Genomic DNA, 12,136 nt, shown 5'->3' with positions numbered 1-12,136 from the left:
AGCCAGCCTGGCCCATCGGCCCGAAGTGGACCTGTTTCCCGGCTGGATCCGGGTGATGAGCAAGATGGCGCGCTATAGCAAGACCGGACGCCGCAAGGCGCGGATCCTGCGGTACGCGTTCTAGCCGAGACAGCCCGGACCGAGCAGCGCCTTCAGGTCACCCATCAGCGCCGACGACTGCGTCACCCGCAGCGAGGCGTCCAGCTCCAGCGTGGTGATGCGCTCGCCGCTGACCAGCCGCAGGTGCACCTGCGACGTGCCGGGATGACGGGCCAGTACCTGCTTGAACGCGGTGATCTTCTCGACCGTGCACTGCCGCGTCGGCAAGCTGACCGCCAGTGGCCGGTCCACTGCGGCGTTGGAAAAGTCCGGCACCACAAGGTCGTTGGCGATCAGGCAGATCCGGTCGTCCTGGATTCTGACCTTTGCGTTGACCAGAACCACGGCGTCGTCGGTGATCTCCGCGCCGTAGGCGGAGTAGGTGTGCGGGAAGAACATCACCTCGATACCGCCGGTCAGGTCCTCCAATTGCGCCGAGGCCCAGGGCATCCCGTTCTTGTTGACGCGGCGGTTCACCCCGGCCAGGATGCCGCCGACCCGCACCTGAGCCTCGTTGGGAATATCGCCGTCCAGAATCGACGGAATCGCGGTGTCCACCTGGGGGATCAGCAGGTGCGCGACACCGTTGAGTGGATGCCCGGACACGTACAGGCCCAGCATCTCTCGCTCCAGAGCCAGCTTGTGCTTGTCGTCCCACTCCTCGTCGGGCACCTTGATGGTGAACACCGCATCGGTGGCCGTGTCATTGCCGCCGAACAGGTCGAACTGGCCCATCGCCTCGGCCTTCTTGGTACCCAAGACCGAATCCACCGCATCGGTGTGCACCAGGAACAGGCCCTTGCGCGGTTGGCCAAGTGAATCGAACGCGCCGGCCTTGATCAGCGACTCGGTGACCTTCTTGTTGCAGGCCGCGATGTCGACCTTGTTGAGGTAGTCGGAGAAGTCGATGAACTTGCCCTTGTCGGTGCGGGTATTGATCAGCGACCCAACGACATTGCCGCCGACATTGCGCACCGCACCGAGGCCGTAGCGGATGTCCTCCCCGACGGAGGCGAAGTTCAGCCCGGACTCGTTGACGTCCGGCGGCAGCACGGTGATACCCAGCTTTCGGCAGTCGGCGAGGTAGACCGCCGCCTTGTCCTTGTCGTCGCCCACCGACGTGAGCAGCCCTGCCATGTACTCCGCCGGGTAGTTCGCCTTCAGGTACGCGGTCCAGTAGGACACCATCCCGTAACCGGCGGCGTGCGACTTGTTGAACGCGTAGTCGGCGAACGGAACGATGGTGTCCCACAGCACCTTGATGGCGGCGGCCGAGAAGCCGTTGGCCTTCATCCCCTCCGAGAAGCCCTCATACTCCTTCTTGAGCACCTCACGCTTCTTCTTGCCCATCGCCTTGCGCAAAATGTCGGCTCGGGCCAACGAATACCCGGCCACCTCTTGCGCGATGCGCATGATCTGCTCTTGATAGACGATCAGGCCATAAGTCTCGGCAAGGATCTCCTCGAGCGGTTCGGCCAGCTCCGGGTGGATCGGCCGGATGGGCTGGCGGCCGTTCTTGCGGTCGGCGTAATCGTTGTGGGCGTTCATGCCCATCGGCCCCGGCCGGTACAGGGCGATCACGGCGACGACGTCCTCGAAGCCGGTCGGCTGCATCCGGCGCAGCAGATCGCGCATCGGGCCGCCGTCGAGTTGGAACACGCCCAACGTGTCGCCGCGGCCCAGCAGCGCATAGGTGGCCTCGTCGTCGAGCGGCAAGTTCTCCAGGTCGACGTCGATTCCCCTGTTGGCCTGGATGTTCTCGATCGCGTCGCCGATGATCGTCAGGTTGCGCAGGCCGAGGAAATCCATCTTCAACAGGCCGATGGCCTCGCACGACGGGTAGTCCCAGCCGGTGATGATGGCGCCGTCCTGCGGCCGCTTCCACAGCGGGATGGCCTCGGTCAGCGGCTCACTGCTCATGATCACCGCGCAGGCGTGCACGCCCGCGTTGCGGATCAGGCCCTCCAGCCCGCGGGCGGTCTCGTAAATGGTGCGGACGTCGGGGTCGGTGTCGATCAGGCCGCGCACCTCGGCGGCTTCCTTGTACCGCTCGTGGGTCGGGTCGGTGATGCCCGACAGCGGGATGTCCTTGGCCATGACGGCCGGCGGCAGCGCCTTGGTGATCCGGTCGGCGATCGCGAAACCCGGTTGCCCGTAATGGATTCGGGCCGAATCCTTCAGCGCTGCCTTCGTCTTGATTGTGCCGAATGTGATCACCTGCGCGACCCGGTCGTGACCCCACTTGTCGGCGGCGTAGCGCACCATCTCACCGCGCCGGCGGTCGTCGAAGTCGATGTCGATGTCGGGCATCGAGGTGCGTTCGGGGTTGAGGAACCGCTCGAACAGCAGCCCGTGCGGGATCGGGTCGATGTCGGTGATACCCAACGCGTACGCGACCAGCGACCCCGCCGCCGAGCCGCGCCCCGGCCCCACCCGGATGTCCACCGAACGCGCGTAGTTGACCAGGTCGGCCACGATCAGGAAGTACGACGGATATCCCTTGTCGCAGATGACCTTGATCTCGTAGCCGGCCCGCTCGACATACTCCGGGGCCACCCCGCCGGGGAACCGTCGCGCCAGCCCGGCATCCACCTCATGGCGCAGCCACGATGCCTGATCCTGCCCCTCGGGTACCGGGAAGATGGGCATCCGGTTGCGCGGCGCCCACACGTCTTCATACGACTGCACGCGTTCGGCGATCAGCAGGGTGGCGTCGCAGGCGCCGGGGATCTCGTCGTCCCACAGTCCCCGCATCTCGGCCGCCGACTTCAGGTAGTAGCCGTCGCCGTCGAACTTGAACCGGTTGGGATCCGACATCGTCTTGCCGGTCTGCACGCACAGCAGCGCCTCGTGGTTGTGCGCGGCGTCGCGGGTGACGTAGTGGCAGTCGTTGGTGGCCAGCGCCGGGATGTCGAGTTTCCGGCCGATTTCCAGCAGCCCGTCGCGGACTCGCCGCTCGATCTGCAGGCCGTGATCCATCAACTCGAGGAAGTAGTTGTCCGGGCCGAAGATCTCCCGCCAGCGGGCGGCCGACTCCAGCGCCTCGCGGTCCTGGCCCAGCCGTAGCCGGGTCTGCACCTCACCGGACGGGCAGCCGGTGGTGGCGATGATGCCGCCGGCGTTTTCGGCGATGATCTCGGCGTCCATCCGCGACCACTTGCCGAGCTGGCCCTCGAAGGACGCCAGCGACGACAGCTTGAACAGGTTGCGCACCCCCGCCGCGTTCTCGGCGATCATCGTCAGGTGGGTGTAGGACCCGCTGCCCGACACGTCGTCGGCCTTCTGGCCGGGATCGCCCCAGAGGATGCGCCGGGTGTCGAAGCGCGAGCCGGGAGCGATATAGGCCTCCACCCCGATGATCGGCTTGATCCCGGCACTGGTCGCCTCGGCGTAGAACTCGCTGGCGCCGAACATGTTTCCGTGGTCGGTCATGCCGATCGCGGGCATCTCCAGCCGCTGCGCCTCGGCAAGCATCGGCGCGATCTTCGCGGCACCGTCCAGCATCGAATACTCGGTGTGGTTGTGCAGGTGCACGAAGGACGAGGGGGTCATAGGGAGGCCAGTCTAGGGCCGCGGACCGACACCTTCGGGCGTGTCGCGATGCGTGTCTTATGGCTGTAGCGAAGTTAGTTGTTCACGCAGGTAATCCGCGACGCCGGGATCGCTGGTCAGCTCGATCGCGGTGCGGTAGGCGTCCGCGGCGGCGTCGGTCCGACCCGCCCGCGCGAGCAGGTGTGCCCGGGTGGTCCAGGCCGGCTGGAAGCGTTCGGCGGCCGGGTCGTCGATGGAGTCCAGGGCGCGCAATCCGGCGTCCGGGCCGTCGATCTCGCCCTCCACCGCGGCCAGCGCGACCGCCGCTCCCAGCGACGGCGCCACCCGCAGCAGCGCGCGATGCAGCTTTCGCAGCACCTGCGTGTCGACGGGCCGCGCGCAATGCGCCGACTGGATCGCCGCCTCGTACTGGAAGCGGCCGGGGCGCCCGAAGCCGTGCGCGCGACGCAGCAGCGCCTCGCCGCGCGCGATCAGCGTCGCATCCCAGCGCGCGGTGTCCTGCTCGTCGAGCGGAACGAAGCCGCCGTCGGCGGTGCGTCGCGCCGGTCGCCGCGCCTCCGCCACGCACACCAGCGCCGCCAGCCCGAGCACCTCCGGTTCGTCGGGCAGCAGGTCGGACAGCACCAGCGCCAGGTGCAGCGCCTCGGCGGACAGCGATTCGATCGGCGCGTCGTCGCCGGTGAGTTGCCAATCGATCGCGTACGCGCCGTAGACCGCCTCCAGCACCGCGGGCAGCCGCTCGGCCAGGTCGGCGCGCTCGGGCAGCACGAACGGGATGCCGGCATCGCGAATCCGCCTCTTGGCTCGTACCAGCCGCTGCGCCATGGCGGCCCGCGGCACCGCGAACGCGTCGGCGATGGCGGCGGCGTCCACGCCGAGCACGGTCTGCAGCATCAACGGGGTGCGGATGTCGGGTGTTATCGCGGGGTGAGCGCACACCAGCATCAGCTCCAGCCGCCGGTCCGGGATCTGCGGCATGTCCCAAATATCACTGAGTTCGGTTGGGCGACTATCGGTTTCGTCCAGCGGTTCGGTCATCCGGTAGGCGTGTGACTTCCACATGTCACGCAGCCTGTTGCGGGCAACGGTGAGGATCCAGCCCTCGGGATTGGCGGGCACGCCGTCCTCCGGCCACCGGGTGAGCGCCCGTTCCAGCGCGTCGGCCAGCGCGTCCTCGGCGGCCGCGATGTCACGGGTGGGCGCCGCGAGCATGGCGAGCAGCCGACCGTGGGAATCGCGAACCAGGTCCGCTACCCGCCGCTCGGCGGTCAGGGGTTGTACCACCCGCGGTCGGCGGCGTATGACCGTGCCACCGGACGGATTTCGACCGAACCCCAGTCGTTGGCGGGGTTGCGCTGCGCCCACTTCAGTGCCTCGTCCAGGTTGGCCACCTCGATGACGAAGATGCCGCCGAGACGTTCCTTGGTGTCGGCGAACGGGCCGTCCTGGATCTCCGGCTTGCCGTTGCGGGCGGTCACCGTGGTGGTGGCGACCACCGGCTCCAGCACCTCGGTGTCGACCAGCACCCCGGCGGCCGTCAGATCGTCGGCGTAGGCCTTGAAGGCTTCCATCGCCGGCGCCATGTCCGCTTCGGTGAGCCCGATCTCGCTGGCCTCTTGGTAGTGCATCAACAGGCAGTACCGCATGATGTGTCCCTTTCTGACTGAGTCGATGGTGTCACCGTTATGACGGTTGGAGCGCGGCCCGATCGACACGGGACCGCCGCAACGCGTCGCCGCTGAACACCACCAACGCCAGCCAGATCAGCGCGAAGCCGAGCCAACGGGCGGGCGGCATCGGCTCGTGTCCGACCACCACGCCCCAGGTCAGCTGCATCGCCGGCGTCAGATAGAACAACAGGCCCATCGTCACCAGCGGCAGCCGCTGCGCGGCCGCGGCGAAGAACAACAGCGGCAGCGCCGTCAACACCCCGGACAGGATCATCAGCACGATGTGGCCCGGGCCGTGATCGGTGAACTGCCCGTCACCGGTGGCCTGCAACACCGCGATGAAGGCGAGCGCGGGCGGCGTCGCGATCGCCGCCTCCACCCCGACGCTGACCCTCGGATCGGTCGGCACCACCTTCTTGACCGCGCCATACAGGCCGAACGACAACGCCAACCCGAGCCCGATGACCGGCGGCGCGCCCACTTCCACGGTCAGCACCGCCACGGCGACCACCGCAATGGCCAGCGCGACGAACTGCACGCGATTGAGCCGCTCGCGGAAGATCAACAACCCGAGCGCCACCGTCACCAGCGGGTTGATGAAATAGCCGAGCGCGGCGTCCACCACACGGCCGTTGTTGACGGCATAGATGTAGATCCCCCAGTTGACCGAGATCAGCGCCGACGCGAGCGTCAACAACAGCCATGTGTGGCCGGTGATGGCGCGGATATCGCCAAGCCGGCGCACCGCCGCGATGACCACGACCATGAGCGCGAAGCACCACACGATCCGGTGGGCCAGGATTTCGACTGCGGTGGCCGGCTTCAGCAGCGGGAAGAACGCCGGGAAGAGGCCCCACATCGCGTAGGCGCCGACGCCGAACAGCAGCCCGGAGCGCTGCCGTTCGTCGCTCACAGTTGGTGGTTGCGCAGCACGTCCAGCGCGTGCTGCAGGTCAGCCGGATAGGGACTGGTGATCTCGACGCGGCGGCCGTCGGCGGGATGATCGAAGGCCAGCGACCGGGCGTGCAACCACTGACGTTGCAGGCCAAGCTTTTTCGCCAGCACCGGGTCGGCCCCGTAGGTGAGGTCGCCGGCGCAGGGGTGATGCAACGCGGCGAAGTGCACGCGGATCTGATGGGTCCGGCCGGTTTCCAGCTCGATGTCAAGCAGGCTGGCGGCCTGAAACGCCTCCAGCGTGTCGTAGTGCGTGACGCTGTGCCGTCCGCCGCGGGTGACCGCGAACTTCCAGTCATGTCCGCGGTGCCGGCCAATCGGTGCGTCGATCGTTCCGCTGGACGGATCCGGATGTCCTTGTACCAGTGCGTGATAGCGCTTGGCCACCTCGCGCCGCTTGAACGCGCGCTTGAGCGCGGTGTAAGCGCGCTCGGAGATCGCCACCACCATCACGCCTGACGTGCCGACGTCGAGGCGATGCACGATTCCCTGCCGCTCGTGCACGCCGGAGGTGGTTATCCGGTAGCCGGCCGCGGCCAGGCCGCCGAGCACCGTTGGCCCGGTCCAGCCCACCGAGGCGTGTGCGGCAACCCCGGCCGGTTTGTCGACCGCGACGATGTCGTCATCGGCGTACAGGATCGTCATGCCCTCAATCTCGACGGGCGTATTCTCCAGCGGCGCAGGCGCTTCGGGCAGTCGCACTTCCAGCCAGGCGCCCGGTGTCAGGCGGGCGGATTTGCCGACCGTGTTCCCGTCCAAGTCGACGCCGCCGGTCTCGGCCAGCGCGGCGGCGGCGGTGCGGGACAGGCCGAGCAGCCGCGCCAGTCCGGCGTCGACGCGCATCCCGGCCAGTCCTTCCGGGACCGGCATCGACCGGGTGGACACTACGTCGGCTCGGCCTTGCGGCGGCCGACCGTGTCGAAGTCGAATCCGAACAGCGACAACGCCACCAGCAGGATCGCCCCGCCCACCACCGATGGGTCCGCGACGTTGAACACCGGCCACCATCCGATGGACAGGAAGTCGACAACGTGCCCGCGCAGCGGCCCCGGCGACCGGAAGAACCGGTCGACCAGGTTGCCCATCGCACCGCCGAGGATCATGCCGAGCCCGATGGCCCACCACGGCGAGACCAGCCGTCGGCCCATCCAGATGATGCCGATCACCACGCCGCTGGCGATCAGGGTGAGAACCCAGGTGTACCCGGTGGCCATCGAGAAGGCGGCGCCGGAGTTGCGCACTAGCGTCCACGTCACGGTGTCGCCGATGATCGATACCGGTTGGCCGGGCGTGAGCAGCTTTACCGCGAGCACTTTGGTGACGATGTCGAGGGCCAGCACCACCGCGGCGACCGTGACCAGCAGCCGGATCCGGCGCCTCGGCCTCGGCTCGTTGTCCTCGGCGGGAGTCACCGGCTCGCTCTGGCCAGCCGATTCATCGGTCACTGTCCCATCATCCCAAAGCGTGATTTTGCAATGATGAGGGCGTGAGCCGCGTTGTCGTCATCACCACCGGCGGAACGATCGCCAGCACCTCGGACGAGGACGGGGTGAAGCGGCCGACCAGCAGCGCCGCCGATCTGACGTCAGGGCTGGACGTCGAGGTGATCGACCTGATGTCGGTGGACAGCTCCCAGTTGACCCCGGCCGACTGGGATGCGATGCGGACGGCGGTCACGGCGGTCACAAAGACTCCTGGCGCCGACGGCGTGGTGATCACGCACGGCACCGACACGCTCGAGGAGACGGCGCTGTGGCTGGAGTTGACCTACGACGGCGCCACCCCGGTGGTGATGACCGGCGCGCAGCGCAGCGCGGACGCACCCGATGCCGACGGGCCGGGCAATCTGCGTGACGCGCTGACCGTGGCGGCCAGCCCGCAGGCGCGCGGCCTCGGCGTGCTGATCGCCTTCGCGGGCACGGTGTGGCAGCCGCTGGGACTGCAGAAGCTGGCGACGGCCGACGGCTTTACCGGCGCGACGCTCGGGTCGGTGGCCAACGGCAAGTTCACTCTCGCGGGCCGCAAAGACCGGCCGTTCCTGGGCGCGCTACCGTCCGCCGACGCACCGCGAGTCGACATCATCGCGGTATATCCGGGAAGTGACGCCGAGCCGATGGATGCGTGCGTGGCGGCCGGAGCACGGGGGCTCGTGCTGGCGGCGTTGGGTTCCGGCAATGCCGGTGCGGCGGTGATCGATGCGGTGCGGCGGCACTGCCACGACGGCGTGGCGGTGGCGGTGTCCACGCGGGTTCCCGGCGCACGGGTCAGCCCCGGCTACGGCCCGGGCCGCGAACTGGTGGACGCCGGCGCGGTGATGGTGCCGCGGCTGCGCCCGGCGCAGGCCCGGGTGCTGGTGATGGCGGCGCTGGCCGCGGGCTCATCCGTCCAGGACGTCGTCACCCGCTGGGGCTGACCGGGCCGCCAGCTCGCTGACGTAGTCGGGCCAGTCCAGGCTGTCGACGGGGTTCGCGCGTTCGATCTCGGGGCTGTCGTCGGGGAAGGTGCGCACCGGGCCGGGGCCGCTGCCGCGGGTTTCGAAACGCACCGTCATCACGCCGTGGCCGGCGCCCTGGATCCAGCCGTGGCCATGCTCGGTGTGGCTGACGTCGTCGCCGATGCGCCAGGCCGGAGCCGTGGCGGTGGCTTCGGTGAGTGTTTGCGGCAGTCGGCCTTCCGACATGTCTTCGGCCACCAGTTCGAGGCCCGGAAACAGTGATTCCTGCCGAACCTCCGAAAGGCCCGAAAAGCCAACGCCCACAAGGCGAATGGGGCCGATCTCGACGGGATCGAGAAGCAGCCGGCGGGCAATGGCGATCAGCGTGGCGGCATCGGCGGTGGCGTACGGCAACGTCGCGGAGCGGGTCAGCGTGCTCATATCGGACTTCTTCAGCTTGACGGTGACGGTGCGCGCACCGCGTCCGTCGCGCTCCAGCCGCGCGTGTGCGTGCTCGCCGATGGGTCCGGTCGCCTCATGTAGCTGGTCGAGTGTGGTCAGGTCTTCGGGGAAGGTGGATTCGGCGCTTATTTGTTTGGCTGGGGCATTCTCGGCGACCGGCCGGTCGTCGATGCCGCGGGCCAGCCGGTGCAGCCCAGGGCCGACGGTTGCACCGAGGATGTTGGCGACCTCCGCATCGGTCAACGCGGCGAGCTGACCGATGGTTTCGATGCCCAACCGGTGCAGTTTCTCCTCGGCGACGGGTCCGATCCCCCACAGTCGCCGCACCGGCAGGCCCTCCAGTAGCGCGCGTTCCTCGGCGCGGCCGACAACCCGGATGCCGTTGGGCTTGGCCAGGTCGGAGGCGATCTTGGCGACCTGCTTGCCAGACCCGGCGCCGACCGATGCGACCAATCCCGTCTCGTCGAGGACCTTGGCCTTCAACGCCCGACAGAACGCTTCGACGTCCTCGGTCGATGCCCCCGCGAGTTCGTCGGGTTCGCCGAAGGCCTCGTCGAACGACAGCTGTTCGAGCACCGGCACCAGGGTGCGTACCGCGTCGAGGACGCGGCGGCTGGCCACGCCGTACACCACGCCGCGCGGCGGCAGCACCACCGCCGTCACACCGACCAGCCGGCGGGCCTGGTGCATGGGCATGGCCGAGCGTGCCCCGTAGACGCGGGCCTCATAGCTGGCGCCGGCGACGACGCCGCGGCCACCGAGCCCGCCGACCAGAACCGGCCGGCCGTGCAGGGTGGGACGGGTCAGCTGCTCGACGGAGGCGAAGAACGCGTCCATGTCGATGTGCAGCACCCAGCGCGCATCCACGTCACGCCTTCGCGATGGCCACCCGCACGCCGTCGCCGATTTCGGTGCCGTCGACCGGCTCGCCGAACTCGAAGCTGGTCGCCAGGATCTCCCCGGCGATCAGGTCGGCGTGGGTGCGCGCCCAGTCGTCACGTTCGGCGGGCACCTGGATCACCACCGAGATGCGGTCGGAGACATCCAGGCCCGTCGTGCGGCGCAGCTCCTGCAGCTCGCGGATGCGGTCCTTGGCCCACCCCTCGGCCTCCAACTCGGGCGTGACGGTTCCGTCGAGCACCACCAGGCCCGATCCATCGGGCATCGCGGCGGTGTACTCCGGGTCGGCGGCCACCAGCCTGGAGCTGAACTCCTCGGGCCGCAGCACCACCGGGCCCGCGGTCAGGGTGCCGTCGGGGTTGACGACGCCCTCGCCGGCCTTGACGGCCTTGATCGCGGCCTGCACGTCCTTGCCGAGCCGCGGCCCCGCTTCGCGGGCGTTGACCGTGAGTTCGAACCGGCCGTGGTGGGCGATGTCGTCGGTGAGTTCGACCGCCTTGACGTTGAGTTCGTCGGCGATGAGGTCGGCGAACGGCTCGAGGCGCTGCGGTTTCACGGAGCTTTCCAGGGCGACGGTGAGTTTCGGCAGCGGCAGCCGCACCCGCAGCTTCTTGGCCTTGCGTAGCGACGACCCCGCCGAGGCCACCTCGCGCACCAGGTCCATGCTGGCGACCAGGTCGGCGTCATGCGGCAGCTCGCCGGCTTCCGGCCAGTCGGTCAGGTGCACCGAGCGCTCGCCGGTGACGCCGCGCCAGATCACCTCGGTGATCAACGGCAGCAGCGGGGCGGCCAGCCGGGCGGTGACCTCCAGCACGGTGTGCAGGGTGTCGATGGCGTCGGGGTCCTCTTCCCAGAACCGCGAACGCGACCGTCGCACATACCAATTCGTCAGCGCCTCGGTGAACTGGCGCAACTCGTCGCAGGCGCCGGAGATGTCGCAGACATCCATCGCGGCGGTGAGATCGTCGCGCAGCTGCGCGAGCTTGGCCAGGATGTAGCGGTCCAGCACATGCTTCGAGTCGGTGCGCCAGCTGCCCTTCTTCGGCGCGTACAGCGCCAGGAAGGTGTAGGCGTTCCAGAACGGCAGCAGCACTTGGCGTACGCCCTCGCGGATGCCCTGTTCGGTGACGATCAGGTTGCCGCCGCGCAGGATCGGCGACGCCATCAGGAACCACCGCATGGCGTCGGAGCCGTCGCGGTCGAACACCTCGGTGACGTCGGGATAGTTGCGCAGCGACTTGCTCATCTTCTGGCCGTCGTTGCCCAGCACGATGCCGTGCGCCGAGACCGTGCGAAAGGCCGGGCGGTCGAACAGCGCGGTGGCCAGCACGTGCAGGGTGTAGAACCAGCCGCGGGTCTGACCGATGTATTCGACGATGTAATCGCCCGGATTGTGACCGTCGACCTGCTTGTCAGGGTCGGCGCATCGGACTCCGTCGAACCAGTCGACGTTCTCGAACGGGTAGTGCACCTGCGCGTAGGGCATCGAACCGGAGTCGAACCATACGTCGAACACGTCGGGGATGCGCCGCATCGTCGAACGACCGGTCGGGTCATCCGGGTTCGGCCGGGTCAACTCGTCGATATAGGGCCGGTGCAAGTTGGTCGGGCGCACGCCGAAGTCGCGCTCGAGCTCGTCGAGGCTGCCGTAGACGTCCATGCGCGGATACGCCGGATCGTCGGAGACCCAGACCGGAATCGGCGTGCCCCAGTAGCGGTTTCGGGAGATCGACCAGTCGCGGGCACCCTGCAGCCACTTGCCGAACTGGCCGTCCTTGACGTGCTCGGGGTACCAGGTGATGTCCTGGTTGAGTTCGACCATCCGGTCGCGGAACTCGCTGACCTTGACGAACCACGACGACACCGCCCGGTAGATCAGCGGGTTCCGGCAGCGCCAGCAGTGCGGGTAGGAGTGTTCGTAGGTTTCGTGACGCAGCAGGATCGCGCCGTTCTGGGCCACCGGCCCGCTCTGGTTCTTCAGGTCGCGGATGATCTGCGGGTTGGCGTCGAACACGTGCTGGCCGGCGTAATCCGGCACGGTCTCGTCGAACCGGCCCTTGGAGTC

The 12,136-nt window shown here is 68.3% G+C and carries 9 protein-coding genes; 1 reads left to right on the top strand and 8 read right to left on the bottom strand.

The window, feature by feature from the left end; all coding sequences use genetic code 11:
* Window positions 1-120: 120 nt before the first annotated feature.
* Genes dnaE through lspA form a run of 6 tightly spaced genes read right to left on the bottom strand, consistent with a single transcriptional unit; the run spans window position 121 to window position 7,720 of the window.
* Window positions 121-3,651: a DNA polymerase III subunit alpha gene (gene dnaE / locus ACRDU5_RS18130; protein WP_526616088.1), complete on the bottom strand. Its 3,531-nt coding sequence runs from the start codon at window positions 3,649-3,651 to the stop codon at window positions 121-123.
* 57 nt (window positions 3,652-3,708) lie between these two features.
* The gene (locus ACRDU5_RS18125; RefSeq protein WP_526616089.1) at window positions 3,709-4,896 is read right to left on the bottom strand and encodes an RNA polymerase sigma factor; all 1,188 of its coding nucleotides are present in this window, start codon (window positions 4,894-4,896) and stop codon (window positions 3,709-3,711) included.
* A 23-nt stretch (window positions 4,897-4,919) separates the two neighbouring features.
* Window positions 4,920-5,297 carry a YciI family protein gene (locus ACRDU5_RS18120; RefSeq protein WP_526616087.1) on the bottom strand — a complete coding sequence of 126 codons (378 nt, stop codon included), beginning with the start codon at window positions 5,295-5,297 and terminating at the stop codon, window positions 4,920-4,922.
* 37 nt (window positions 5,298-5,334) lie between these two features.
* Complete coding sequence (gene rarD, locus ACRDU5_RS18115; protein WP_526616086.1) at window positions 5,335-6,234, bottom strand: EamA family transporter RarD; 900 nt, start codon at window positions 6,232-6,234, stop codon at window positions 5,335-5,337.
* Window positions 6,231-7,160 (bottom strand): RluA family pseudouridine synthase, encoded by a 930-nt coding sequence (locus tag ACRDU5_RS18110; RefSeq protein WP_526616085.1) that lies wholly within the window; start codon window positions 7,158-7,160, stop codon window positions 6,231-6,233. The genes rarD and ACRDU5_RS18110 overlap by 4 nt, the downstream gene beginning before the upstream one ends.
* On the bottom strand, window positions 7,160-7,720 hold the full coding sequence (gene lspA / locus ACRDU5_RS18105) for a signal peptidase II (RefSeq protein ID WP_526616084.1): 561 nt from the start codon (window positions 7,718-7,720) through the stop codon (window positions 7,160-7,162). The genes ACRDU5_RS18110 and lspA overlap by 1 nt, the downstream gene beginning before the upstream one ends.
* Window positions 7,721-7,761: 41 nt before the next feature.
* Here lspA and ACRDU5_RS18100 point away from each other — a divergent pair, with 41 nt between their 5' ends.
* Window positions 7,762-8,688, top strand: a complete 927-nt coding sequence (locus ACRDU5_RS18100) for an asparaginase (protein WP_526616083.1) — start codon at window positions 7,762-7,764, stop codon at window positions 8,686-8,688.
* Here ACRDU5_RS18100 and ACRDU5_RS18095 read toward each other — a convergent pair.
* The gene (locus ACRDU5_RS18095) at window positions 8,653-10,038 is read right to left on the bottom strand and encodes a DNA polymerase IV (RefSeq protein WP_526616081.1); all 1,386 of its coding nucleotides are present in this window, start codon (window positions 10,036-10,038) and stop codon (window positions 8,653-8,655) included. The genes ACRDU5_RS18100 and ACRDU5_RS18095 overlap by 36 nt on opposite strands.
* 1 nt (window position 10,039) lies before the next feature.
* A partial coding sequence (locus tag ACRDU5_RS18090) for a class I tRNA ligase family protein (protein ID WP_526616079.1) occupies window positions 10,040-12,136 on the bottom strand: 2,097 nt, incomplete at its 5' end.

The organism is Mycobacterium sp., from assembly GCF_050701515.1.
GTDB lineage: Bacteria > Actinomycetota > Actinomycetes > Mycobacteriales > Mycobacteriaceae > Mycobacterium.
This window is presented reverse-complemented; position numbering and strand designations above follow the sequence as displayed.

Bases quoted from the DNA above. Each gene is read 5' to 3' on its own strand.
- dnaE (WP_526616088.1), bottom strand. From the start codon at position 3,651: ATGACCCCCTCGTCCTTCGTGCACCTGCACAACCACACCGAGTATTCG.
- ACRDU5_RS18120 (WP_526616087.1), bottom strand. From the start codon at position 5,297: ATGCGGTACTGCCTGTTGATGCACTACCAAGAGGCCAGCGAGATCGGG.